The 24,793-nt window shown below is 71.3% G+C and carries 23 protein-coding genes and 1 riboswitch; of the genes, 10 read left to right on the top strand and 13 right to left on the bottom strand.

Annotated elements, in window-relative coordinates; translation table 11 throughout:
* Window positions 1–121: 121 nt before the first annotated feature.
* Window positions 122–1,387, top strand: a complete 1,266-nt coding sequence (locus tag ACH4E8_RS12605; protein ID WP_398447120.1) for a glycosyltransferase 87 family protein — start codon at window positions 122–124, stop codon at window positions 1,385–1,387.
* Here the strand turns inward: ACH4E8_RS12605 and ACH4E8_RS12600 are convergent.
* From ACH4E8_RS12600 to ACH4E8_RS12580, 5 genes are all read right to left on the bottom strand, one after another.
* The gene (locus tag ACH4E8_RS12600; protein WP_398447118.1) at window positions 1,344–2,600 is read right to left on the bottom strand and encodes a hypothetical protein; all 1,257 of its coding nucleotides are present in this window, start codon (window positions 2,598–2,600) and stop codon (window positions 1,344–1,346) included. The genes ACH4E8_RS12605 and ACH4E8_RS12600 overlap by 44 nt on opposite strands.
* A gap of 29 nt (window positions 2,601–2,629) precedes the next feature.
* Window positions 2,630–3,652: an NlpC/P60 family protein gene (locus ACH4E8_RS12595; RefSeq protein WP_398447116.1), complete on the bottom strand. Its 1,023-nt coding sequence runs from the start codon at window positions 3,650–3,652 to the stop codon at window positions 2,630–2,632.
* Between the two features lie 190 nt (window positions 3,653–3,842).
* Complete coding sequence (locus tag ACH4E8_RS12590; protein ID WP_398447114.1) at window positions 3,843–4,895, bottom strand: NlpC/P60 family protein; 1,053 nt, start codon at window positions 4,893–4,895, stop codon at window positions 3,843–3,845.
* 341 nt (window positions 4,896–5,236) lie between these two features.
* Window positions 5,237–6,598 (bottom strand): NYN domain-containing protein, encoded by a 1,362-nt coding sequence (locus ACH4E8_RS12585; RefSeq protein WP_398447112.1) that lies wholly within the window; start codon window positions 6,596–6,598, stop codon window positions 5,237–5,239.
* Between the two features lie 53 nt (window positions 6,599–6,651).
* Window positions 6,652–6,894: a hypothetical protein gene (locus ACH4E8_RS12580; protein ID WP_398447320.1), complete on the bottom strand. Its 243-nt coding sequence runs from the start codon at window positions 6,892–6,894 to the stop codon at window positions 6,652–6,654.
* A gap of 319 nt (window positions 6,895–7,213) precedes the next feature.
* Here ACH4E8_RS12580 and ACH4E8_RS12575 point away from each other — a divergent pair, with 319 nt between their 5' ends.
* The 7 genes from ACH4E8_RS12575 to ACH4E8_RS12545 all read left to right on the top strand — a co-directional run bounded on the left by ACH4E8_RS12575 (window position 7,214) and on the right by ACH4E8_RS12545 (window position 13,804).
* Window positions 7,214–7,954, top strand: coding sequence for a rhomboid family intramembrane serine protease (locus ACH4E8_RS12575; protein ID WP_398447318.1), 741 nt, complete (start codon window positions 7,214–7,216; stop codon window positions 7,952–7,954).
* Window positions 7,951–8,232 (top strand): Lrp/AsnC family transcriptional regulator, encoded by a 282-nt coding sequence (locus ACH4E8_RS12570; RefSeq protein WP_398447110.1) that lies wholly within the window; start codon window positions 7,951–7,953, stop codon window positions 8,230–8,232. Before ACH4E8_RS12575 ends, ACH4E8_RS12570 begins: the two co-directional genes overlap by 4 nt.
* A gap of 172 nt (window positions 8,233–8,404) precedes the next feature.
* Window positions 8,405–8,827, top strand: coding sequence for a small secreted hydrophilic protein (locus ACH4E8_RS12565; protein ID WP_398447108.1), 423 nt, complete (start codon window positions 8,405–8,407; stop codon window positions 8,825–8,827).
* The gene (locus ACH4E8_RS12560; protein ID WP_398447106.1) at window positions 8,814–10,274 is read left to right on the top strand and encodes an ATP-binding protein; all 1,461 of its coding nucleotides are present in this window, start codon (window positions 8,814–8,816) and stop codon (window positions 10,272–10,274) included. Before ACH4E8_RS12565 ends, ACH4E8_RS12560 begins: the two co-directional genes overlap by 14 nt.
* Entirely contained in the window at window positions 10,271–10,933 is a 663-nt protein-coding gene (locus ACH4E8_RS12555; protein WP_361542522.1) for a response regulator transcription factor, read from the top strand. The genes ACH4E8_RS12560 and ACH4E8_RS12555 overlap by 4 nt, the downstream gene beginning before the upstream one ends.
* A 161-nt stretch (window positions 10,934–11,094) precedes the next feature.
* Window positions 11,095–12,510 (top strand): SLC13 family permease, encoded by a 1,416-nt coding sequence (locus ACH4E8_RS12550; RefSeq protein WP_398447104.1) that lies wholly within the window; start codon window positions 11,095–11,097, stop codon window positions 12,508–12,510.
* Window positions 12,511–12,583: 73 nt separating this feature from the next.
* Window positions 12,584–13,804 carry a glycerate kinase gene (locus ACH4E8_RS12545; RefSeq protein ID WP_398447102.1) on the top strand — a complete coding sequence of 407 codons (1,221 nt, stop codon included), beginning with the start codon at window positions 12,584–12,586 and terminating at the stop codon, window positions 13,802–13,804.
* Here the strand turns inward: ACH4E8_RS12545 and ACH4E8_RS12540 are convergent.
* Complete coding sequence (locus ACH4E8_RS12540; protein ID WP_398447100.1) at window positions 13,735–15,138, bottom strand: aminotransferase class V-fold PLP-dependent enzyme; 1,404 nt, start codon at window positions 15,136–15,138, stop codon at window positions 13,735–13,737. The two genes, ACH4E8_RS12545 and ACH4E8_RS12540, sit on opposite strands and share 70 nt — an antisense overlap.
* A 191-nt stretch (window positions 15,139–15,329) precedes the next feature.
* Window positions 15,330–15,447, bottom strand: a riboswitch (SAM riboswitch).
* A gap of 198 nt (window positions 15,448–15,645) precedes the next feature.
* A complete protein-coding gene (locus ACH4E8_RS12535; RefSeq protein WP_398447098.1) occupies window positions 15,646–16,557 on the bottom strand; it encodes a glycoside hydrolase family 19 protein in 912 nt (303 codons plus the stop codon).
* A gap of 225 nt (window positions 16,558–16,782) precedes the next feature.
* On the opposite strand from ACH4E8_RS12535, the gene ACH4E8_RS12530 reads away from it, so the two are divergent.
* Window positions 16,783–17,037, top strand: a complete 255-nt coding sequence (locus tag ACH4E8_RS12530) for a DUF6332 family protein (protein ID WP_398447096.1) — start codon at window positions 16,783–16,785, stop codon at window positions 17,035–17,037.
* Window positions 17,038–17,258: 221 nt separating this feature from the next.
* Here the strand turns inward: ACH4E8_RS12530 and trpD are convergent, their stop codons facing one another.
* The 5 genes from trpD to ACH4E8_RS12505 all read right to left on the bottom strand — a co-directional run bounded on the left by trpD (window position 17,259) and on the right by ACH4E8_RS12505 (window position 22,733).
* On the bottom strand, window positions 17,259–18,326 hold the full coding sequence (trpD, locus tag ACH4E8_RS12525) for an anthranilate phosphoribosyltransferase (protein WP_398447094.1): 1,068 nt from the start codon (window positions 18,324–18,326) through the stop codon (window positions 17,259–17,261).
* A gap of 138 nt (window positions 18,327–18,464) precedes the next feature.
* Window positions 18,465–20,141 (bottom strand): cytochrome bc complex cytochrome b subunit, encoded by a 1,677-nt coding sequence (locus tag ACH4E8_RS12520; protein WP_398447092.1) that lies wholly within the window; start codon window positions 20,139–20,141, stop codon window positions 18,465–18,467.
* Window positions 20,138–21,211 carry a Rieske 2Fe-2S domain-containing protein gene (locus ACH4E8_RS12515; protein WP_398447090.1) on the bottom strand — a complete coding sequence of 358 codons (1,074 nt, stop codon included), beginning with the start codon at window positions 21,209–21,211 and terminating at the stop codon, window positions 20,138–20,140. Before ACH4E8_RS12515 ends, ACH4E8_RS12520 begins: the two co-directional genes overlap by 4 nt.
* Window positions 21,208–22,017: a c-type cytochrome gene (locus tag ACH4E8_RS12510; RefSeq protein ID WP_398447088.1), complete on the bottom strand. Its 810-nt coding sequence runs from the start codon at window positions 22,015–22,017 to the stop codon at window positions 21,208–21,210. The genes ACH4E8_RS12515 and ACH4E8_RS12510 overlap by 4 nt, the downstream gene beginning before the upstream one ends.
* A 98-nt stretch (window positions 22,018–22,115) precedes the next feature.
* A complete protein-coding gene (locus ACH4E8_RS12505) occupies window positions 22,116–22,733 on the bottom strand; it encodes a heme-copper oxidase subunit III (RefSeq protein ID WP_361965279.1) in 618 nt (205 codons plus the stop codon).
* Window positions 22,734–22,934: 201 nt separating this feature from the next.
* Between ACH4E8_RS12505 and ACH4E8_RS12500 the strand changes: the two genes are divergently transcribed.
* Window positions 22,935–23,336 (top strand): hypothetical protein, encoded by a 402-nt coding sequence (locus ACH4E8_RS12500; protein ID WP_398447086.1) that lies wholly within the window; start codon window positions 22,935–22,937, stop codon window positions 23,334–23,336.
* 111 nt (window positions 23,337–23,447) lie between these two features.
* Here the strand turns inward: ACH4E8_RS12500 and ACH4E8_RS12495 are convergent, their stop codons facing one another.
* Window positions 23,448–24,701, bottom strand: a complete 1,254-nt coding sequence (locus ACH4E8_RS12495) for an Ig-like domain-containing protein (RefSeq protein WP_398447084.1) — start codon at window positions 24,699–24,701, stop codon at window positions 23,448–23,450.
* Between the last annotated feature and the right edge of the window lie 92 nt (window positions 24,702–24,793).

The following is a 24,793-nucleotide window of genomic DNA, read 5'->3' as shown; positions in this document are numbered from 1 at the left end:
GTGCCGGGCCGCCCCCTCGCGCCGGCCCGTCGGCCCCGCCTCACCCCGCGCACCCGTCCCCGCCGGGCATCATGAGGCTTTGCATATCGCCACGAATGCCAATGAAAGGTGCGAAGGGGCTATGACGGGCAGTGGGTACGGCGGGGTGCGCTGGGTCCTCGCGGCGTGGGTCCTCACCAGGGCGGCGCTGCTGCTGTTCGTCACCAAGGCGGTGGTCTTCCCCGGCCCGGACGTGACCTCGGACGTGTCCGTCATCTACCGCGGCTGGTACGAGGTGCTGCGCACCGGCACCTTCCCGGTGGACGACGTCGCCTGGCAGTACCCGCCGGCCGCCGCGCTCGCGGTCCTCTCCCCCGGCCTGCTCCCCTTCCTCGACTACGCCTCCGCCTTCTTCGTCGTCGCGCTGCTGTCCGACGCCGCGGTACTCGCCCTGCTGTTGTCCGCGGGCCGGCGCCCCGGGCTCTCCACGCGCGGGAGTTGGGTGTGGGTGGTCGGCGTACCGCTGCTCGGCCCCACCGCGTACGCCCGCTACGACCTGGTGGTCACCGCGGTCGCCGTCGCCGCGCTGCTCGCCGGGGCGCGCCGGCCGGGGGCGTTCGGCGCCCTCGCCGCGTTCGGGGCGCTGCTGAAGGTCTGGCCGGCGCTGCTGCTCGCGGCGGCGCCGAAGCGGGCGTGGTGGAGCGCCGCGGTCACCGCCGTGGCGCTCTCGGTCGCCTTCCTCCTCGCCGCGCCCGGCGCCTTCGCCTTCCTCACGTACCAGCGCGACCGCGGCACCGAGGTCGAGTCGCTGGGCGCCCTGGTGTTCCACCTGGCCCGGCTGGCGGGCGCCTGGGACGGGCAGGTGCTGCTGAACTACGGCTCCGTGGAGTTCCTGGGCCCGTACGTGTCCCTGGTGTCGACCGGCGCGCTGCTGCTGGCGCTCGGGGCGCTGGCGTGGCTGGTGGTGTGGCGGGGGCGCGCCCGGCTGACGGGCGCACCTCCGAGCACGGCGGCGGACGCTGCGCTGACGGCCGTGCTGCTGTTCACCACCACCAGCCGGGTGATCAGTCCGCAGTACCTGGTGTGGCTGGTGGGTATCGCCGCGGTGTGCCTGCTGCACCGGGGCAGTCGGATGGCGCTGCCGTGCTGGCTCGTCGTCGCCGCTTCGGCGGTGACCGTGCTGGAGTTCCCCGTCTTCTTCGCCCGGGTCGTGGCGAGCGATCCGCTGGGCGTGCTGCTGCTCGTCGTACGCAACGGGCTGCTGGTGGCGGCGACGGTGACGGCCTGTCGCCGGTTGTGGCGGGCCACGGCGCCCGGCCCCGCGGAGCTCGCCCCGCCGCCTCCGGCGAGGCAGGAGGTGCCGGTCAGTCCAGGCGCTGGCGGAGGTAGCCGCGCCAGCGCGCCGTGAACTCCGCGGTGTCCATCCCGAGCACCCGCGTCAGCTCCCGGTCCACGGCGCCCGCGGGGTCCCCGCGCTGGCCGCCCACCGAGTGGTACAGCTCAAGGAGCACTTGCTCGCCCCAGCGCCCGACGATGAACTCGCAGGCCAGCCAGCCGCCTTCGTACGCCACGGCGAGGGTCGCCGCATCGCCGCCGAAGGAGAAGTCGGCCTCCCCCGGCAGGGCGTCGGGCAGGTCGCCGGAGCGCACGGCGCGCTGGATCTCCGGGGCGATCTGCCCGGTGGTACGGGCCGTGTCCCGGTAGGCGACCCAGTCGGCGAAGCCCTCGGAGAGCCACATCGGGGTCGTCGACGTGGTCTGGGCGCGGGTGGCGACGTGCGTCGTCTCGTGGGTGAGGACGACCTGCTGCCCGTAGCGGTCCAGCGCGTCGTAGGCGCTCGGGTTCACGATCACCCGGTCCGCCGGCACCGCGCGGGTGCTGCCCGTCTCGCCGGTGGTCACCGCGGCGATGCCCCGGTAGCCGGCCCCCGGCGCCCCGAGCAGCGCACCCATCCCCTCCACCGACGGGGGCACGAGGACGACGACGCGTTCGGCCCAGGGCGAGCGCCAGGCGCGGGAGACCGCGGGCACCGCGCGGTCGACGGTGTCGGCCAGCGCCCGCGCCCGGTCCGGCTGCTGCCCGACGGCGAGCACCAGGGACCGCTGGCCGTGCACCGCGGTCACCGCGCCGAGCTGCCAGATCTGCTGCGCCGAACCCTTCGCCGGACGGTCGGCCGTGACGTACCAGCGGCCGTCGCGCAGCCCGAGCTCCATCGCCCGGGCCACCACCACGGGCGCGGTGTCGTACTCGGCGATCCGGTAGTGCACTTCGACGTCGGCGTACGCCTTGGCGCCGTCCCGGCGCACCGCGCCGACCCGGTACGCCCACTCCCCGATCGGCACCTGGGCCAGATTGCGGAATTGCCGGCGTTCCTCGGCCCGCAGCTCGCTCTGCTCGGGCGCGCAGGAGGCCAGGAACGCCTGCTCGTCGCGGCCGAGGAGGGCGGCGGCGCGTTCGTTCAGGGTCTCCTGCACGGAGTCGACGGTGCGGTGCGACGCCTCGGGGGCGGCGGTACAGGCGGGCACGAAGGCGGCGCCGAGCCACAGGGCCGCCGTCCGCCTCGTCACCGTGCGCCCGCTGTGTCCGCTGCGTGCGCTGCGCACGCGCTCACCCTTCGCCACGCCGCTGATCGTACGGAACCCGGATGACGTCAGGGACGGGTGATCGATGAGATCGGCATCATGCCGACCGGGTCGGAGCGCACCGCGGCCCCGGGGTAGGGGGCGTGGACGACCCGGCCGCCGCCCACGTACATCCCGATGTGGCTGGCGTCGTCCCGGTAGGCGACGAGGTCGCCGGGGCGCGCCTGGGAGAGCGGGACCTGACGGCCGGCGCTCCGCTGGGCCTGGGAGGTGCGGGGCAGCCCGATGCCTGCCTTGGCGTAGGACCACTGCATCAGCCCGGAGCAGTCGAAGCCGGTGGGGCCGTTGGCGCCCCAGACATAGGGGCGGCCGATCGCGCTGCGGACGGCGGCGACCGCGGCGGCGGCGCGTCCGGACGCGGGGACCTCGCCGGCGGCGTCCGGGGCGTCCCGGCCGGAGCGGGAAGCCCGGTCGTGGGCGGCGCGTTCGTCGTCCGGCAGGGCGTTCAGCAGCCGTTGCGCCGCGGCGAGCTTGTGTTCCACGGTGCGTTTGTGGCGGGCGAGGTCGCTGCGGCTGCGTTCCCACGCCTCGACGTCCCGCCGGGCCTCGGCGCGCTGTTGACCCAGGGTCCGCTGGGCGCGCAGGAAGTCGCGCAGCGCACCGGTCTGCCGGGTGCCGGTGCGCTCCAGGAGTTCGGCGCGCTCCAGATAGCTGTCGGGGTCGGCGGAGAGCAGCAGCATCAGCGCGGGATCCAGGCCGCCGGAGCGGTACTGGGCGCCGGCGACCGCGCCGAGCGTGCCGCGCAGTTGGTTGACGCGCTCCTGGCCGCGGGCGACGGCGTCCTGGGCGGCGGTCACCCGAGCCCGTAGCTCACCGGCCCGCTCGCCGGTCGCGTTGAACCGCTCGGTGGCCTTCTCGGCCTCCTCGAACAACCGGTCCACGTCGGCGCGGGTGGCCTCCGGGGAGGAGTGCGGCTCGGCACCCGCCGGGGCGGCGCCGAGTGCGGCGGCCGTCGCGGCCGCGGCGGACAGGACGGCGGCCCGGACGCCGTGGGCGGGGCCGGGCTGCGGGGGCCGTCGATGGGACGCCACGGGCCGCGCTCCTCTGCGTACGACAGTGATGCGCGGCAGACAGTAGCGGGGCGGCTACGGAACGCCAACGACCCGCCGACCGGGGCGCGGTGGGGTCGACGGGGAGAGCACAGGTCACCGGCGGGCCGCGGGGCGGCGGCGAGGCGGGAATTCGCCCGTTCGGGCGGCGGCCCGGTGGCCGCCGCCGGCGCTATATGCGCACGCCGAACTTGAACGGCATGTTGTTGATGGACTCGTACCGCACCACGGCGCCCGTGCGCGGCGAGTGCAGGATCTGACCGTTGCCCGCGTAGAAGCCGACGTGGTGCAGGTCGTCGTAGAAGAAGACCAGGTCGCCCTGCTTGAGCTGGCTCTGCGAGTAGATCCGCTGGCCGGCGTTGGCCTGGGCCTGGGAGGTGCGCGGGATCTGGACGTCGGCCTGGGCGAAGGACCAGGAGGTGAAGCCGGAGCAGTCGAAGGAGTTCGGCCCCGTCGCGCCCCAGACGTACGGCTTGCCTATCTTGCTGACGCCCGCGGCGTACGCTGCGGCGGCGCGGTTCGACGCGGGCTTGGCGGACTTGCCGGGCTCGTCGGCCTTCTTGAGGTCCGGGCGGGCCGCGGTGCTGGCCCGGTTGGCGCGGTCCTGCTCCTCCTTGAGCGCCTCGCGCTCCTTGGCGGTCAGCGAGTTCAGCAGCTTCTGCGCCTCGTTCAGCTTGCCCTGCACCTGGCGCTTCTGGGCGCCGAGTTCGGTACGGGCGTCGGCGAGGTCGGTCAGCTTGGTCTGGGCCTCCTTGCGCTGCTGCGCGAGGGCCCGCTGCTTGGACTGGATCTCGTCGATCGCGTCGCTCTGCTTGCTGCCGAGCTGGTCGAGCGCGGACGCCTTGTCGAGGTAGGTGTCCGGGTCGGCGGAGAGGAAGAGCTGGAGGGAGGGGTCGAGGCCGCCGGAGCGGTACTGGGCGCTGGCGACCGTGCCGAGGTTGTTGCGCAGGGTGTTGAGCTCCTCCTGGCCGCGGGCGACCTTGTCCTGGAGGCCGTCGACCTGCTTCTGGAGCTTGTCCTGCTGTTCCTTGGCGCCGTTGTACTTCTCGGTGGCCTTCGCGGCCTCCTCGTACAACTTGTCGACCTTCGCCTTGACCTCGTTCTTGCTGGGCTGCGGCGCGGCGTTGGCGCCCTGCGAGGTGAGGGCCACCGCGGCGGCCGCGGTCGCGGTGAGGACGGTGACGCGGGTACGGCCCGGCTGCTTGGCTCGACGGTGGGACGCCACGGAGGCGGGCTCCTTCTTCCTCAAGGCCGCCAGCCGGCGCGGGGAGCGCACGCTCCCCCGGCTCCGCGGTGCCAGCTCCCCCAGACTTCGCTGTACGCACGGACTCGGCGGTCCTTCGCTGTCACCCCGGCTGGGTGATCAACCGCGCGAAGGTTCGACGCCTGACCCTAGTGACCCGCTTGTGATCACTTCAAATCTTCCGGCGAAAAAAATCGGACGCCCGGGCATTCTTTACTCTGATCCCACACTGCGTCATGGGCACTTGACGGTCCGTCCCGTCCCACAGGGCAACAAAGCGCCCGTGGACTGACATTCAACGAGGAATGTGCATCAAAGATGCATCAGATGCGGGACAGTCGCTTAAGCAGCAGAACGGAAGCAACCGGACGGGCACCGGCCTTGGCGACCCCGTCGGCCACCTCCCGGTCGGTGGAGGCGACCACCACGGGACGGCCCGGCGGCTCGGCCCTGACGAGCTGGCGGATCAACTCGTCCGCCGTCACCCCCGGCTTGGAGAAGAGCACCCGCACCCCGCGCGGCGGCGCGAGCAGCACGGGCGCGGCCAGCTCCGCGCCGTCGAAGACGCAGGTGATCTCCGCCCCGGTCTGGGCGGCGAGCACGGAGAGCCCGCCGAGCAGCCGCAGCCGCTGCTTCTCCAGCGGCATCGTGGGATATCCGGTCTTGGTGACGTTGTAGCCGTCGACCACCAGATGGACCTGGGGCAGCGACAGCAGTTGGTCGAGGAGCGCCGGGTCCGTCTCCGACAGCGCGCGGGCGGCGACGTCCTTGGGCGTCATCCGCCCGGGCTCGACGGCGTCCACCGTGTCCGCGGGGTGCACGGACACCGGCGGCAGCGCCAATTCGCGGCGGAGCCCCTGGGCCGCGTCGAGGACCGTGTCCAACAGCAGCCGCAGCCGCATGTCCTCGATGGAGCGGCCCTCGCGGGCGGCGCGGCGGCCCGCCTCGACCGCCGCCTCCGCCTCCCCGAGCCGCGCCTTGAGCCGTCGGGTCTCGCTCTCGGCCGCGGACACCTGCGCCGCGGCGTCCGCCCGTACGGAGTCGATCTCGGCGGCGGACCGGCGCAGTGCGGCCTCGCCGCGCTTGACGTCGCTCTCCGCGCTGCGCAGCTTGCGGCGAAGCGATTCCGCTTCCTTGCGGGCCGTCTCCAACTCCGTGCGCAGCCGCTCGGTTTCGCTCTTGGTCAGGGCGCGCGCCTCGGACAGCTCGGCGCGCAGCCGGTCCTGTTCGCGCCGGCCGGCCTCGTCGGCGCGCTCGGCGTCCGCCCGCTGGGCTTCTTCACCCGCGGTGGCCACGAGCTTCACCCATCCGGTGGGCCGCAGGACGTACGCCGCCGCCGCCACGTCCAGCGGATCGGCGGCGGCCGGCGGCGAGCCGGCGACGAGCGCGGCGCACAGCTCCGGCTGGAGCTGTGCGATCCGCTCGCCCACCCGCTGCCGGAAGACCGGGTCGCTCTCCAGCGTCGCCGCCATCGCGTTGCCCGCGAGCTTGGCGCGCCGGGAGGGGGTGAAGCGGGCGTACTGCCGTAGCTGCGCCGGGAGTTCGGCGACGGTCAGCCCGCCGAAGACGTCCGCGACCAGGGTCACGACCCTGCGCCGCACGCCTTCCGGCAACGGCCTTTCGAGCGCCTCCGCGGCGTCGTCGGCCGCACCGGCCGGTCCGGCGCCGCCCTCAGGCTGCTCCACGATCCGTCACCCCATTACCCGTTCGCCCGTCACCGAGACCCGGGCGCGGCCCCTCAGGAGGTCGCGCCCGGCCTGTCCACCAGTTCGATCTGATCCACGGCGTTGCACCAGCGGCAGCGCACCGACTCGATGGTCTCACTGACCACGTCGCGCTCCTCGACCTTGGGCTCCCCCGCGAGGTCCAGATGGACGTACTCCACGACCTTCGACGAGCGGGTCACGTCGAAGCGGGTCAGGTTTCCGCAGAGGGTGCAGCGCCAGCGGGTTTCCGCAGTGGGAGAGGGAACCGTCGTCATCGTTCCGTCCGTCCTCATTTCTTTGACGTTCCTTGACGTTCATGGGTTTCTCTTGGGCGTCTCTTGGCGTCCGCCGGGCCGTTTCGACGTGCGTCGAACGAGCATCGACGTGCGCCGACGCCCTCCTGGCCGTCGACTTCCTCGACCTCGGTGGCGGCTGCGAGCCCGCCGCCACGCGTGGTCGCCGCGGTGCGCCTTCGAACTGCGGGTGTACTTCTCGTAACTCTATGGCCTCACGGGGGTCCAGGGGCACGGCGAGGCACCCTGTACCAGCATGAACCGTTCCGTCATGATCTGTCCCGTGACCCTTTGGCAGTCGATGCCGTCGGCGGTGGGCCGGACGCTGCGCGGTGCGGTACGGGGCGCCGCCGGCGGCCCCGCCGTGACCTCCGGCGTGATCGCCCTGTGCTGCGCGGTCTTCCTCGTCAGCCCGGTGTCGGGGTTCAACCCCTCCTACGGGAGCGGGGACGCGCTGCTCGCCGCCCAGACCCGCTACTTCGAACAGTGGGGGGTGATCCCGGCGCAACTGACCGCCGGCGCCGCCCACGCACTCGTCACCCCGCTCACGGCGCTGTTCGTCCACGGCAACTGGCTCCACCTCCTCGGCAACATGCTCTTCCTGCACGTCTTCGGCGCCATGACCGAAGAACACCTGGGGCGGGTCGAGTACACCCTCTTCTACCTGGGCACGGGCTACGCGGCGCTGGTGGCCTACGCCGCCGCCAACGCGGAGTCCGAGCAGACCCTGGTGGGCGCCTCCGGGGCGATCTCAGGGGTGCTCGGGGCCTTCCTCTTCCTCTTCCCCAAGGCCCGGGTCACCAGTCTCTTCCCGTTTCTCTTCTTCCTGCCGCTGCGCTTCCCCGCCTGGGTCGTGCTGGTCTTCTGGTTCGTCCTCCAGTGGCTGGCGGCGTCGGGGGCGGGTGAGGGCGGCCCCGGGGTGGCCTACCTGGCGCACCTGGTGGGGTTCGCGGCCGGGTTCCTCTACGCCTGGGGGCGCTTTCGACGGCCGGCTACAGTGAAGGTCCCAGCAGCGGCGACCGAGGGAGAAAACCAGCCGTGATCACCGCGATCGTGCTCATCAAGACCAGCGTGGACCGCATCCCCGAGATCGCGGACGCCATCGCCGCGCTGGACGGGGTGAGCGAGGTCTTCTCCGTCACCGGCACCTACGACCTGATCGCCATGGTCCGGGTCGCCCGGCACGAGAACCTGGCGGACGTGATCCCCGGCCGGATCAGCAAGGTGGAGGGGGTCATCGGCACCGACACGCACGTCGCCTTCCGCACGTACTCCCAGCACGACCTGGAAGCCGCGTTCGCCATCGGCCTCGACTCCTGACGCCGCGCCGCACCCCTCGGCTCCACCTCCTCCCCGGCACCACACGTCCCCTGCACCACACGTCCCCTGCACCACACCCCCTAGCACCGGGGCCCGCCCGCGGCAGTCCGATGAAGAAATCCTCATCTTGTCCTCATCCGCTTGCGCCGGTCCGGCTCCCACCATCGACACCATGGTCTTCTCCCATCGCATCGCGGCCTTGGCCGCCGTCGTCGCGATCCCCCTCGGGATCGCGGTGACCAGCTACGCCCTCACCGACAACCCAGACTCGAACAAGGTCCCGCCGAAGGTGCGCCTGGAGACCGGTACGCCGTCGGGCTCGCCCGGCACCCCCTCGCAGCCTCCCAGCTCGCCCCCGGCCCCGCCCCGCGACGAGACCGTCGCACCGCCGGTGAGCGAGAACCCGGCCGGCGACGACGACGACGCTCCGTCCAACAGCCCCGGCGGCAACAAGGGCAACGGCTCGGGCGGCACGGGCACGGGCACCGGCTCCGGCGGCAACGGCTCGGGCTCCGGCGGCAACAACAACACCAACCCGGGCAACGGCGGGGACGACGACGGCCCGGGGGGCGACGACTACGGTGACGACGGCTGATCCAGTACGCCGTTGGGTCACTGCACGGCTCCAGATCGTCTCGGCGCGCGCCCGCATCCTGCTGTGGCTGCTGATCGTCATGACGGTGGCCCTGGCCGCGGTCGCCGTGGCCACCCGCTCGGTGCTGCTGCGCGACGCGGACGACCGGATCAACGGGCTGTTGGTCCAGGAGACGAACGAGTTCGCCAACTTCGTCCAGCAGGGGTTCGACCCCGAGAACGGACGCAAGTTCACCGACCCCAACCCGCTGCTGCGGGTGTTCCTGGCCCGGCAGTACCCCGACCCCGACGAGGAGCTCATCGGCCTGGTCCAGGACCCCGGCCGCGGCTTCGCCGTCAAGCAGCAATCCCGGGACCAGCGGGTGCCCCACCCCCTGGTCAAGGACGAGGCCGCGATGACGGCGATATTCCACTCCGGGGACTCGATGGGCACCCTGAACCGGCCCGAGGGCGAGATCCGCTGGGCCAAGGTGCCCATCGAGGGCGCCGACGGACAGCTCCCGGCCGCCTTCGTCGTCGCCATCCACCCCGCCGCCGAACAGGCCAAGGCCACCGACGTCTTCCACATGTTGCTCGGGATCTCCGGCGTGGCGCTGCTGATGACCACCGGCATCGGCTGGGTCGTCGCCGGCCGCATCCTGCGCCCCGTGCGCCTGGTGCGCACCACCGCGGCCCAGCTCACCGAGCAGGACCTGACGCAGCGCATCCCGGTGCAGGGCCGGGACGACATCGCCGCACTCGCCCAGACGTTCAACGGGATGCTCGACCGGCTGGAGCGGGCCTTCGCCGCCCAGCGGGAGTTCGTCGACGACGCCGGGCACGAGCTGCGCACCCCGATCACGATCGTGCGCGGCCACCTGGAGCTGATGGGCGACGACCCCCTCGAACGGGAGCAGACGGTCCGGATCGTGATGGAGGAGCTGGACCGGATGAGCCGGATCGTCGAGGACCTGCTCCTGCTGGCCAAGGCGGAGCGGCCCGACTTCGTCTCCCCCGAGCCGGTGCAGCTCGGCGAGTTGACCGCGGACGTCTTCGTGAAGGCCCGGGCGCTGGGCGAACGCGACTGGCACCTGGACCAGGCCGTGGACGCGGAGGTGCTGCTCGACCCCCAGCGGATCACCCAGGCGATGGTCCAACTGGCGCAGAACGCCGTCCAGCACACCGTGGCCGGGCAGCGCATCGGCATAGGATCGCGCGACGGAGACGGCACGATCGAGCTGTTCGTCGCGGACAGCGGCCCCGGCGTCCAACCCAAGGACTCCGAAGTGATCTTCGAGCGGTTCCGTCGGGGCACCTCGCGGCGCGGCTCGCGGGCCACCGGCGCGGGCCTCGGACTCGCCATTGTGAAGGCCATCGCCGAAGGGCACGGTGGACGCGTGGAGCTGCGCCCCACGGACGGCGGCGGCGCCACCTTCGTCCTCGTACTGCAGAAGGAAGCGACGTCGTGAACCGGATACTCATCGTGGAGGACGAGGAGCGCATCGCCGCCTTCGTGGAGAAGGGGCTGCGCGCCAACGGCTTCACCACCTCCGTGGTCCACGACGGCGACGCCGCCTTCGACTACGCCGTGACCGGCGGGTTCGACCTGGTGATCCTGGACATCGGACTGCCCGGCAAGGACGGCTTCACGGTGCTGCGCCAACTGCGCGAGGCCCAGGTGTCGGTGCCGGTGATCGTACTGACCGCCCGGGACTCCGTACGGGACACGGTGGCCGGCCTGGAGGGCGGCGCGGACGACTGGATGACCAAGCCGTTCCGCTTCGAGGAACTGCTCGCCCGGGTGCGGCTGCGACTGCGCACCGCCGCCCGCGCGCCCGAGGTCACCGTGTTGCGCAACGGCGAGTTGACGTTGGACCTGCGGACCAGGCGCGCCCGCTCCGGCGAGCGCACGGTGGACCTCACGGCGCGCGAGTTCGTCCTTCTGGAGCTGTTCCTGCGCCACCCCGGACAGGTGCTGTCGCGGGAGCAGATCCTCTCGCACGTGTGGGGGTACGACTTCGACCCCGGTTCGAACATCGTGGACGTGTACGTGCGGGCGCTGCGCAAGAAGCTCGGGCCCGACCGGGTGGAGACGGTCCGGGGCATGGGGTACCGCCTGCCCGAGTGACCCCCGCTCCCCGACGAAGCCGTACGGCACCGCGCCGTACGGCTTCTTCATGTTCCGCTCCCCCGCACGGCCCAATCGTCACACCGCGCCGCCGCCTTTGGTGAAGTTCCTTTCATCATCGGCTCATGAAGTGCTCACCACGCCCGTGAACCCTCTAGTACGTGACACTGAACCTGCGACAAGCCGTGACCCTCACCGTGGCGCTCAGCATCTGCGCGCTGCTGGTGGTGCCCGGCAACTTCCCCGGCCTCAGCGGTGACGCCAGGATCACCCTGGCCGTCTTCGCCTTCGCCACCTGCGCCTGGATCGGCACCCCGATCGACGACACCTACATCGCGCTCGGCGCGGGGCTGGCGCTCACCGCGACCGGGGTGATCAGCAGCGACGCCCTCTTCGGGACCCTCGGCGACGACACCGTCTGGCTGCTGATCTGCGCGTTCGTGCTGGCCGCCGCGGTCACCAGGACCGGGCTCGCCGGGCGGGCCGCGGCGTTCTTGGTCACCGGCGCGCGCAACGTGCGCCAACTCGTCCACCTGACCACCGCCGCGCTGGTGGTCACCGCCTTCGCGGTGCCGGCGACCTCGGGGCGGGCCGCGCTCGCGCTGCCGGTGTTCATCGCGCTGGCGAAGGCGCTCGCGGACCGCAAGCGACTGGTGGTGATGCTGGCGCTGCTCTTCCCGACGGTGATCCTGCTGTCGGCGGTGGCGACCCTGATCGGCGCCGGCGCCCATCTGATCACGGTCTCCGTGCTGTGGGAGTCCGCGGGCGAACGCATCGGCTTCGCCGAATGGCTGCTGCTCGGGCTGCCGCTCGCGGTGGTGTCGTCCCACCTGGCCGCCGAAGTGGTGCTGTTCACCACCACCAAGCGGGCCGACCGCAAGGGTTCGGTGCACATCACCGCCGAGCACATCCAGGAGCACACCGAGCACCCCGTCACCGGGCCGTGGTCGCAGGCGGAGGCGCGCTGCGCGCTGCTGCTGGCCACCGTCGTCGTGCTGTGGTGCAGCGAGCCGCTGCACCAGGTGCCGCCGGCCGTGGTGGCGCTGATAGGGGCCGTCGTCGCCGCATCGCCCGCGCTGGGCACGGTGAACCTCAAGGACGCGCTGAAGACCGTGCCCTGGTCGCTGCTGCTCTTCATGGCCGCGACGATGGCGATGGGCCTGGCGCTCGCCGACTCCGGGGCGGCGAAGTGGCTGGTCGGCGGGGTGCCGTTGGACCTGCCCGCTTGGGCGTTCCTCACCGTCGTGGTCGTGGTCTCCACGCTGGCGCACCTGGTCCTGCAGTCCCGCTCGGCGCGTTCCTCCGTGCTGGTGCCGCTGGTGGTGGCCGCCGCGGTGGGCGCCGGCGTCAATCCGGTGGCTGCTGCACTCGCGTCCACCGCCGCGGCCGGGTTCTGCCACACGCTGCCGGCCTCCGCGAAGCCGGTCACCCTCTTCGCCGACATACCGGACGTCCCCACCTACACCCCGCGGGACCTGCTGAAGATGTCCGCCTTCCTGGCGCCGCTGACCGCCGCGCTGGTGCTGCTGTTCGCCGTCGCCGTCTGGCCGCTGCTCGGCGTGCCCCTCACCCCCTGACGCACCCCCGTCCCCCCTTCTCCTCCCCTCCCCCTCGCTCTCCTCACCCTCATTCGTACCGGGAGTTCAAACGATGCTGACCCGTTTCGCCATCGCGCCCAGCGGTTTCAAGGAGTCCCTGTCCGCCCAGTCCGCCGCCGAGGCCATCGCCTCCGGCGTGCTGCGGGTGGTCCCGGACGCCGAGATCGACCTGATCCCCCTGGTCGACGGCGGAGAGGGCACGGCCCGTGCGCTGGCCGCGGCCTCCGGCGGCCGGCTGGTCGCCCTGACCGCGACCGGCCCCACCGGCGCCCCCGTCCTCACCCACTTCGCCATGCTCGACAAGTACACGGCCGTGGTGGAGATGGCGGCCGTCGCGGGCCTCTCGCTGGTCCCGCGCGACCTGCGCGACCCGAGCGCCACCACGACGTACGGCGTCGGCCAGCTCATCCGCGCGGCGCTGGACGCCGGCGCCCGGGAGATCCTCGTGGGCTGCGGGGACTCCGGGACCTCGGACGGCGGCGCCGGTGCGCTCCAGGCGCTCGGCGCCCGGCTGCTGGACGCCGAGGGCCGCGAACTGCCGCACGGCGGAAGCCACTTGCGGAAGCTGGACCGGATCGACACCAGCGGGCTCGACCCCCGCCTCGGCCGTACCGACATCCGCGTCGCCTGCAACCCGTTCAACGTGCTGTGCGGGGAGCGCGGGGTCGCCCGGGTCTTCGGCCCGCAGAAGGGCGCCACCCCGGAGCAGGTCGAGGAGCTGTCCGACGCCCTGGAGCACTGGGCGGACGTCCTCACCCGTGACCTGAAGGTCCGCGGCGACCTCTACGGCGGCCCCGGCACGGGTGCTTCCGGCGGTCTCGGCGCGGGGCTCGCCGCCCTCGGCGCCCATCTGCTGCCCCGGTTCGAGGTCCTGCTCGACCAGCTCGACCTGGACGCCCGGCTGGCCCGGGCCGACCTGGTGCTCACCGCCGAGGGCGCGCTGGACCACCAGACCCCGCGCGGCAAGGTCCCCGCCGAGGTGGCCCGGCGCGCCAAGCGCTACGGACGTCCCGTGCTGGCCCTCGCCGGCACGATCGGGGAGGGCGCGCACCAGGTCCGCTCGGCGGGCGTGGACGCGTACAGCTCGATCCTGCCCGCGCCCGTCTCGCTCAGCGAAGCCCTGGGCCGCGGCGGGGAGTTCCTGGCGGACGCGACCGAGCGGGCGCTGCGGATGGTCCTGCTCGGTGCGCGGCTGCCGGAGCGTCAGCCGGTCGGCGCGGCGGCCGGGCCCGCGGTCGGGTCCGGCACGCAGCGGCCGTCCTCGGTGCGGTAGCTCCACCGCGCGCCGTCGGTGACCAGCTCGCCCACGGCCCGTACGAAGCGCTCCAGGTGCTCGTCGGGCGTACCGGCGCCGAAGCTGACCCGGATCGCGTTCAGCGAACGCTCGCCCGGCTCGGCCTCGGGGGCGCCGCACTCGCCCGGCTCCTCGGGGTCGCTGCCGAGCAGGGTGCGGACCAGGGGGTGGGCGCAGAACAGGCCGTCGCGCACCCCGATGCCGTACTCGGCGGAGAGCGCGGCGGCGAAGTGGGAGCTGTTCCACCCCTCGACGACGAAGGAGATCACGCCGACCCGGGGTGCGTCGTCCCCGAACAGGGACAACACCTTCACCTGCGGCACCTCGGCGAGGCCCGCGCGCACCCGGGCCACCGACTCCTGCTCCCGGGCGACGAGGGAGTCGAAGCCGGCCTCGGTGAGCGCGCGGCAGGCGGCGGCGATCGCGTACACCCCGATGACGTTCGGCGAACCGGCCTCGTGGCGGGCGGCGGTGGTGTGCCACTCGACCTCCACGCCGCCGTCCGCGCGCCGGGCGACCTTGCGCGACGCGCCGCCGCCGGCGAGGTAGGGCCGGGCCTCGCGCAGCCAGTCCGCACGGCCCGCCAGCACCCCGGAGCCGAACGGGGCGTACAGCTTGTGGCCCGAGAAGGCGACGTAGTCGACGTCCAGCTCGCGCACGGACACCGGGTGGTGCGGGGCGAGTTGGGCCGCGTCCAGCACGATGCGGGCGCCGTGCGCGTGGGCGGCGGCGGCGAGCTCCTTCACCGGCCACAGCTCACCGGTCACGTTCGACGCACCCGTCACACAGACCAGCGCGGGCCCGTACGGGTCGCGGTCGGCGAGCGCGCGCTCCAACGTGCTGACGGCCTGCTCCGGGGTGCGCGGCGCGTTCAGGTACGTCACCCGCGCCTCCTGCCAGGGCAGCAGGGAGGCGTGGTGCTCGGTCTCGAAGACGAACACCTCGCAGTCGGCGGGGAGCACGGCCGCGAGGAGGTTGAGCGAGTCGGTGGTGGAGCGGGTGAACACCACCTGGTCGCCCTCGCGGCAGTCCAGGAACTCCGCGACGGTCTCCCGGCTGTTCTCGAAGAGGTCGGTGGAGAGCTGGGAGAGGTAGCCGGCGCCGCGGTGCACGCTGCCGTAGTACGGGGCGTACGCGGCGACGTCGTCCCACACCCGCTGGAGCGCGGGGGCGCTGGCCGCGTAGTCGAGGGCCGCGTACGTGACCTCCCCGCCGGTCACCAGCGGCACGGTGACGTCCCGGCCGAGTACGGGCAGGGCGGCGCAGTCGCTGTCGGCGGCAGTGGCGGCGGCGGTGTTCGGGCATGCGGACATGGCGGAATCTCCCGGTGGGGCGCAGCGAAGGGGAATGGCTTCAGGACGGGCTCCGCGGGGCGCACTTGCGCACTCGGCGCGCTGGGCGCGGTGTCGCGGAGGGGTGATGAAGAAGGGGCCTACGAGGCCCTATCGCATTCGCTTGCTCACGAGGCTGCTCCCTTGAGGACCAGGACCCCAGGGTTCGCAGGGGTCCGCGCTTGCCGCGGACCTCGCTGCCCACGGCCTGGTCTTCACCCGGGGCACCCCGCCACGGACGGAGGGTTGCCGGACAGCGGGCCGGGGCCGTAGTCGCTGTCACTCATGACCTGCGCAAACCGTATGCGACCCGGCCCGCCCCCGCAACCACGTCCGCATCCCGGACAACGCCCCCGCGGGGAAACGGCGAGTACGTCAGCGGCGCAAAGGGCTGCGCGAGCAACCCGCGGCCGGGCAGCACGTCGCCCCGGCGCCGAGATGACGGGGCCGGGGCGGAAGTGGCGCGCAGGGCTCAGGCGCTGTCCTGGGTCAGCAGGAGAGGTTCGAGCCCGCCGGCACGCCCAGGATCTGGGTGAAGTTCTTGTAGCGGTTCACGCGGCTCTGGACCTGCGCGGGGTGACCGCCGTCGCATTCGAGCGCACCGTTGATCGCACGGATGGTCTGGCCGAAGCCGGCGCCGCTGATCATCGCGTCGTGCGCGGTCACCGGGCCGGGGCCGTCCTGGGTGTTCCAGTACCAGAGCGCCGTCATCATGGAGATGGCCGGGTCGGTCTCAACGAGGTCGGGGTTGTTGAGCAGGTCGATGCCCAACCAGTCGCCCACGGTCTTGTAGTTGAAGTTCCAGCTCAGCATGATCGGGCCGCGGCCGTAGTACTTGGCCTGGCCCGCGGGGCAGCCGTAGGGCTGGCTGCGGTCGCAGTAGAGCGGGTAGTTCCGCTCGTCGATCTCCTTGATGTAGTACAGCCCGCCGGTCTCGTGGCTGATGTTGGCGAGGAAGGCCGCGGCCTCCTGCTTGCGCATCGTGTCGTTGCCGGTGTGGGCGAACGCCGGGAACGCCTTCATGGCGTCGGTGAGGCCCTTGTACGTGTAGAAGGGGTTCCGGCGCGGGAACATCTGGTTGAACTGCGCCTCGCTCACCACGAAGCTGTTCGGGTCGGGGTTGCCGCCCGTGCCGCAGGTGTACGGGTCCCAGTAGTAGGTGCTCACCACCGGGTTGTACCCGGGGTTGGCCCGCTCGGCGATGTAGATGCTGCCGTCGGTGTACTTGACGATGTCGCCCACGCGGTAGTTCTGGCCGGCGGCCCAGGCGGGGGCGACGGCGCACTCGTCGACCGGGGCGGCGGCGGGGGCGGCGGTGGCGGTCGGCACCAGGGCCGTCGCCAGCAGCGAGCCCGCCGCGAGCACGGAGGCCATCAGGGCTTTCATTCGGGTTCTGAGCACGGTCCAGTGACCTTTCGTGCGTCCGAGGACATGCCTGGTAGCCCCAGTGGGACACCGAGGCGACCAGACACGCCGTGTTGGGGGGTGGTTACGCACACCCAAGCGCCCCGGGCGGGGCGCGGTCAAGGTATAGACCAATGCAATTTTAGAAACAACCATCCCCATTCCAGGCCCAGTTGGGTCTGGAGGGGGGCCACGGCTCTACCCCGATGTGAAACTTGCAGCATGGGCATGGGGCGCGAGTCGCGGCACGAGAAGGACGCGATGACGGTGGAGATCGTCTTCGCCCTGGTGACGGGTGTGGCGCTGGCCGCGGCGGTGTTCGCGGTCCCTTGGGCCCTCGCGCTGGCCTTCGGCGTCACCGGTTCGGTCAAGGAGGGCGTGTTGGTCGGCGGCGCGCTGCTCGGAGCGACCGCCGGGGTGTGGCGTCTGGTGAGGGTGCTGCGCCGCTTCGACGCACAGCGACGCATGGGCCGCTGACCTGCGGGCGCCCAGCGACGTCCTGATCGTCTGCAACGCGGGCCACGGAGCCCGCGCACAGGCCCGCCCTCCGGCACGGCCCCTCATGCCGCGCACGCGTCCAGGAGGACGCGCCATGCCCCTGGGCACGACGGAACCGCGGACGCCGTCGCCGCGCACCCCGTTCGGCACGAGGGCACGACGGCGACGACGCCCGCAGCGTCAGTGCACCGACCCGGGCGCTACGACGCGTTCGTGGCGCGCACCCAGCGCGCCAGCGCGTCCGAGGCCGCGCCCGAGTCCACCGCCTCCGCCGCCCGCCCCATCGCCGCCGCGATCTGCTCCGGCAGCGGTGCGTCGCCCGGCTCCAGCGCCACCAGCGCCGCCGCCGCGTTCAGCAGGACCGCGTCCCGCACCGGGCCGCGTTCACCGGCCAGCACGCGGTGCGCGACCTCCGCGTTGTACGACGCGTCAGCGCCCCGCAGCTCCGACACCGGCACCACGTCGATGCCGACGTCCCGCGGGTCGAAGCGCTCCTCGCGGACCGTGCCGTCCCGCACGATCCACACCGTGGACGTGGCCGTCGTCGTCAGCTCGTCCAGCCCGTCGTCCCCGCGGAAGACCAGCGCCGACGAGCCGCGCCGGGCGAGCACACCCGCCATGATCGGCGCCATCCGGGCGTCGGCCACCCCCGTGGCCTGCGCCTTCACCCTGGCCGGGTTCGTCAGCGGACCCAGGAAGTTGAAGATCGTCCGGATGCCCAGCTCACGGCGGGCCACCGCCACGTGCCGCAGCGCCGGGTGGAACTTGATCGCGAAGCAGAAGGTGATGCCCGCCTCCTCCGCGACCTCGGCCACCCGCTGCGGGGACAGCTCCAGGTTGACCCCGAGCTTCTCCAGCACGTCGGAGGCGCCGGAGGCGCTGGACGCCGCGCGGTTGCCGTGCTTGACGACCTTGGTGCCCGTCCCGGCGACCACGATCGACGCCATGGTCGAGATGTTCACCGTCTTCGCGCCGTCGCCCCCGGTGCCCACGATGTCCACGCTGGGACCGGGCACCTCGATGAGGTTGGCGTGCTCGTACATCGTCGACACCAGACCGGAGATCTCCTCCACGGTCTCGCCCTTCGCCCGCAGCGCCACCGCGAAGCCGGCGATCTGCGCGTCCGACGCCTCGCCGCTGAGGATCCGGTCCATCGCCCAGCCCGTCGCGTCGGCGCTCTGGTCGTCGTCGTTCAGCAGCGAGTTCAGCACGGCCGGCCAGGAGTGGGCCGCCACGCTGTCGCCGCCTACCGGGGTCACAACGTTCATGGTCCGCTCCTGGGGTCCAGACGAAAGGGGAAGGGAATGCGAAGGAAGGTACGCCACCCAGCCTATCCAGGGCCGGGCACGACGAAGAGCCCCGTCCAGGCAGTGGACGGGGCTCTCGTCGTGGCGACGGTTCAGCGGTCAGTGCTTGCCGCTGGTGACCTCCTCGTGCTCGCCGTGCCCGTGACCGTGGGCCGCGGCGATCTCCTCGTACTCCTCGCGCGTCGCCTTGGGGATCTGGTTCCCCTCGCCGTAGAAGCCCTTGCTGAGCTTCGCGCGCAGCTTGTGCGTACGCGAGATCTTGCGGCGCACGCCGTTCTCGTCGACCTCGGGGCCGACTTCGAGCGGCTGGTGCTGCTCGTGCGCGGTGAGGGTGTGCAGGTCCGCCTGGCTGAGCGGCTCGTGGACCTCGATGAACTCACCGTGCGGCAGCCGCTTGATGATGCCGGACTCGCGTCCGTGCAGCACCTTCTCGCGGTCCCGGCGCTGGAGGCCCAGGCAGATGCGCTTGGTGATGATGAAGGCCAGCACCGGACCGACGAAGAAGAAGATCCGGACGAACCAGGTGATCGAGTTGATCGACAGGTGGAAGTGGGTGGCGAAGATGTCGTTGCCACCGCCCACCAGCATGATGAAGTACGCGAACAGCCAGGCGACACCGAAGGCGGTACGGGTCGGGGCGTTGCGCGGGCGGTCCAGGATGTGGTGCTCGCGCTTGTCGCCGGTGACCCAGGACTCGATGAACGGGTAGACCGCGATCGCGCCCAGCACCAGCGGGAAGATCGCCAGCGGGATGAAGACGCCCAGGGCCAGGGTGTGGCCCCACGCATTGATCTCCCAGCCAGGCATCACTCGGATCAGACCCTCGGCGAAGCCCATGTACCAGTCTGGTTGCGCACCCGTGGAGACCTGGTCGACGCGGTAGGGACCGACCGACCAGACCGGGTTGAGCGTCGCGATCGCCGCGACCACCGCGATGACGCCGAAGACCAGGAAGAAGAAGCCTCCGGCCTTGGCCATGTAGACCGGCAGCAGCGGCATGCCGACGACGTTCTTGTTGGTGCGGCCGGGACCCGCGTACTGCGTGTGCTTGTGGTACACGACGAGGATCAGGTGGCCGACCAGCAGCGCCATCATGATGCCGGGCAGCAGCAGGATGTGGATCGAGTAGAACCGCGGCACGAAGTCGTGGCCGGGGAACTCGCCGCCGAACAGGAACATCGAGATGTACGTGCCGACGATCGGCACGGACAGGATCGCGCCCTGCATGAAGCGGACACCGGTGCCGGAGATCAGGTCGTCCGGGAGGGAGTAGCCGGTGAAGCCGGTGAACATGCCCAGGACCAGCAGCAGGAAGCCGAACAGCCAGTTGACCTCGCGCGGCTTGCGGAACGCGCCCGTGAAGAAGACGCGCATCATGTGCACCATCATCGCCGCGACGAAGATCAGCGCGGCCCAGTGGTGGATCTGCCGGATCAGCAGACCGCCGCGGACGTCGAAGCTGATGTCCATCGTCGAGGCGAACGCCTCCGACACCTTGATGCCCTGCATGGGCACGTAGCTGCCGTTGTAGACGACCTCGTTCATCGAGGGGTTGAAGAACAGCGTCAGGTACACACCCGTGAGGATGATGATGATGAAGCTGTAGAGGCAGATCTCACCGAGCATGAAGGACCAGTGGTCCGGGAAGATCTTGCGCATGTTGGCCTTGGCGAGGGAGTAGATCCCCAGCCGGCCGTCCGCCCAGTCGGCGACCCGCTCGCCCGCGGGTGCCTTCCGCTGCTCCGCGGACTGCTTGTTCTCGGTCGTAGTACTCATCCGCGCTCCCAGAAGGACGCACCGACGGGCTCTTCGAAGTCGCCCAGCGCTTCGAGGTTGCCCTCGGCGTTGACACCGATCCGCAGCTGCGGAAGCGGGTGTCCCGCGGGGCCGAAGATGACCCGGGCGCCGTCGGAGAGGTCGAAGGTGGATTGGTGACACGGGCACAGCACGTGGTGCGTCTGCTGCTCGTAGAGGCTGATCGGGCAGCCGACGTGGGTGCAGACCTTGGAGAAGGCCACGATGCCCTCGTGCGACCAGTCCAGCTCGCGCTTGTCCTTGATGTCCTCCGGCTTGATCCGGACGAGCATCAGCGCGGCCTTGCCCATCTGGATCTGCCAGTCGTGCGCGTGCGGGTCGAGACCCTCGGGGCTGGCGAAGACCAGCGAGCCGACCGTGATGTCCTCGGGACGCAGCGGCTCGTTGGTGTTCATGTTGATGAGCTGCTTGCCCTTGGCCCACAGGGTGCTGCGGAGCTTCTTCTCCGGCAGCGGACCGAGGTCGCGCAGCAGCACCACGCCGGAGAGCGGCACCAGCGCCATCGCACCGAACATCGTGTTGCGGATCAGCTTGCGGCGGCCGAAGCCGGACTCCTCGTTGCCCGCCCGCCAGTCGGCCATGACCTGGGCCTTGACCTCGGGGGACGCCTCGATCGGGTGACGGTCGTCGGCGACCTCAACGTCGGACATCAGGGTGCGGGCCCAGTGGACCGCGCCCGCGCCGATGCAGAAGAGGGCGACGCCGAGCGTCAGTCCGAGCGAGAAGTTCAGTGCGCTGATGTGCCCGAACGGCCAGATGTAGACGATCTTGTCGATCGGGAAGATGACGTAGGAGGCGATGAAGCCCACCGTCGCCAGCATCGACAGCGTGAACAAGAACGCCACGGTGCGCTCGGACCGCTTGGCGGCGCGCTCGTCGATGTCCTGGATGCGCGGCTTGTGCGCCGGCAGTCCCGGGTCGGCGAACGGGTCGTTCCCGTGGGGGGTCACGGCCGAGCCGTGACCGGCCGCGTCGTGCGCGGCGCCCTGCTCCGACGGCAGGTTCTCTTCTGGAATGTCTTGGCTACTCATGACTTCTTGGCCTTAGCGGTGTGGGCCGCGACCCAGACGGCAACTGCGATCAGCGCGCCGAGCCCGAAGACCCAGGCGAAGAGACCCTCAGTGACGGGACCGAGAGCGCCGAGGGAGAGACCGCCGGGGCTTTCGGCCTGGCTGTCGTTCATCTCCCGGACGTACGCGATGATGTCGCGCTTCTCCTGCTCGGGCATGATCCCGTCGGGGAAGGAGGGCATGTTCTGCGGGCCGGTCTGCATGGCCTCGTAGATGTGCTTGGCACTGACGCCCTCAAGGGTCGGGGCGTACTTGCCCTCCGTCAGCGCGCCGCCCTTGCCCGAGAAGTTGTGGCACTGGGCACAGTTGTTACGGAAGAGGTCGCCGCCCTTGGCGACGTCCGCGCCCGTGGGGCTGTACTGCTTCTCGGTCGGCGTGATCGGACCGGCGCCCAGCGAGGCGACGTACGCCGCGAGCTGGTCGATCTCAGCCTGGGTGTAGATGGCCTTCTTCTTCGGCGCCTGGGCGCCGGGCTGCTGCGCCGGCATGCGGCCGGTGCTGACCTGGAAGTCGACGGCGGCGGAGCCCACGCCGACCAGGCTCGGTCCGTCAGTGGTCCCCTCACCGCCGGTTCCGTGGCAGCTCGCGCAGCCGACGGTGTAGAGCTTCTTGCCCTCCTCGATGGCGAGGGACTGGGCGGTTTCTTCAGCCTGTGCCTTGTCCGCAGGCGCGAACGCGGCGTACAGCCCCCCGGTAGCCGCCAGCGCGAGGAGTAGGACGACGACCGCCGCCAGCGGATGGCGTCGTCGTGCGGAGAGCTTTTTCACGGATTACCCCGGTGTCAGGATTTTCTGCGTCGTGCTTCTGGACTGTGTCTGCCTTGGCAGCGTCTGTGTTCGTCAGGCGGCGGTTGGCGCCCGCCCCATTACTTGATCATGTAGATCGTGAGGAAGAGCCCGATCCAGACGACATCGACGAAGTGCCAGTAGTAGGACACGACGATGGCGGAGGTCGCCTGCTCGTGGGTGAACCGCCGGGCCGCGTAGGTGCGGCCCAGGACCAGCAGGAAGGCGATGAGACCGCCGAGCACGTGCAGTCCGTGGAAGCCGGTCGTCAGGTAGAACACCGAACCGTACGGGTCGGAGCTCAGCGAGAGACCGTGCTGGACCAGCTCGGTGTACTCGTACACCTGGCCGCCGATGAAGATCGCGCCCATGATGAAGGTGACGATGAACCACGTCCGCAGCTTCTTCACGTCACCGCGCTCGGCGGCGAAAACGCCGAGCTGGCAGGTGAGCGAGGAGAGCACCAGGATCGTGGTGTTCGTCGCCGAGAAGGGAAAGTTGAGAAGGTCTGCCTTCTCGGTCCAGAAGCTTGCACCCTTCACCGAACGCAAGGTGAAGTACATCGCGAAGAGGGCCGCGAAGAACATCAGCTCGGAACTCAGCCAGATGATGGTTCCGACGCTCGTGAGGTTCGGTCGATTGACCGGCGGGTGCGCATGCCCGATATCTACTGTCGTTGCTGTCGCCACGACCGACATTATGTCGGTCGCTTATCCCGCCCTCACTCCGGGGGGTGCCGTTCGGTGTGTCAGCCCGCCCCGAGCAGCGGCCCCGCCGCGTCGGGGCACCGTCCGAACCGGTGTTGACCGGCAGTCGGACGGAGTAGCATCCGCCCCATCAGTACCCGGTCCACACCGGCCCACCCCGGTCCACACCCGGTTCGACGACGCGGAGGAACGATGCAGCCGACCGCCACCGTGCTGGTCTACAGCGATGACGCCAACACCCGCCAGCAGGTGCGGCTGGCCGCCGGGCGCCGCCCAGCCGCCGATCTGCCACCGGTGGAGTTCGTCGAGTGCGCGACCCTGCCGGCCGTGCTCGCCCGGCTCGACGAGGGCGGCATCGACGTCTGCGTCCTGGACGGGGAGACGGTCCCCGCCGGCGGCATGGGCGTGTGCCGGCAGATCAAGGACGAGGTCTTCAACTGCCCGCCGGTGCTGCTGCTGATGGGGCGCCCGCAGGACGCCTGGCTCGCCACCTGGAGCCGTGCGGAGGCCGCCGTGACGCTGCCGGTGGAGCCGGTGGAGTTCGCCCGGACGCTGGCCGCGCTGCTGCGCGCCAGGCTGTCCGTGGACGCCTGAGGGCCGTTTGAGCGCCTTGCCGGCGCGTGATCCGTACGGGGGTCGGTACGGGCGGTGTGCGCCGCCCGTACCGGCCCCCGCGGCTTGTCCGCCGGACGCCGGGCGCCGGCGTCAGACCTGGGGGCGCAGTCGGGCCGCGTCGGCGCTGCTGCTGCCGTCGGGCCGGGTGTCGGCCACCAGGGCACTGCCGTCGCGCCACTCCGCCCAGTCCAGGTTCCAGTCGCCGTAGCCGTTGCCGAAGGGGTCCATGTCCTCGCCGATGCTGTTGATGACCTCGACGATGTCGCCCTCCTTGAACGTCTCGTAGAACCAGGCGGCGTTGGCGGTGGACATCCCGGTGCAGCCGTGGCTGACGTTGCGGCTGCCGTGGTCGCTGAGGGACCACGGCGCGGCGTGCACGTACTCGCCGCTCCAGGTGACCCGGGTGGCGTAGTACACGGGCAGGTTGTACGCCTCGGAGCCGCCGATGCCTACGCTGGATCCGCGCATCCGTACGAAGTATTCCTGGCCGAGCACGACCTTGATCCCGTTGCGGGTGGAGAAGCCCGGCTTGCCGGTGGTGATCGGGATGGTGTTGATCACCTCGCCGTTGCGCAGCACCGTCATCCAGTGCGAGGAGGCGTCCGTGATGGCCTCCATGCGGTCGCCGATGGTCATCTTGAGCGGCTTGCCGGGGGCGCCGCCGTAGAGCTTGTCGGCGATCTTCACGCCCTGGAGGTTGTTGGTCACGGTGACCTTGGCGCCGGCCGGCCAGTACTCCTTGGGCCGGTAGTGCAGCACGTCGTCGTTGAGCCAGTGCCAGGCGCCCTCGGCGCCGGGCTTCAGGTCCACCTTGAGGCCGCGCTCCACGGCGGCCCTGGCGGCCTTGCCCTCCACCGGGGAGCTCAGCTCCGCGATGATCGGCTGTCCGACGCCGTACTCGCCCTCCTCCGGGCCGAACTCCACGCTCAGCTCCCGTTTGGCCGCGGAGGTGGCGAAGGTGAGCGTACGGGTGCCCGGAGAGCCCTCGGCGTCCTCCGTGGCGACCTTGGCGGTGTACTTGGCGCCGGCGGACAGGGCGCCGGTGGAGCGCCAGCGCATGCCGTCGGCGGAGAGTTCGCCCGCGAGGTGGTGTCCGGTGGCGTCGACCACGGAGACGTCCATGATCCGCCCCTCGTCCCGCTTGACGGAGACTTCCAGGGGCTTGTCCGGGTCGACCTTGCCGGCTCCCTGCGGAGTGTTGAACGTGACCTGCTTGGCCGCGTCGAACGGCTTCGTCGTCATCGGGTCGGGGCCGGCCTCGCCGCACGCGATCGCGACGGCCCCGAGGGAGACGAGCAGCAGGGAGCACCGGAGCACGGTGCGAAAGTGCGGCGTTCGGTTCATACCGACCACGGTATGAAGATCACTTCGGAAGGGCGCGCTGGGTTCGTGCAAAAGGGGCGGGCCCGGGTCCCCCTGGGTGAAGGGGGGCCCGG

It is taken from the genome of Streptomyces sp. NPDC017979 (assembly GCF_044328175.1).
GTDB lineage: Bacteria > Actinomycetota > Actinomycetes > Streptomycetales > Streptomycetaceae > Streptomyces.
This window is presented reverse-complemented; position numbering and strand designations above follow the sequence as displayed.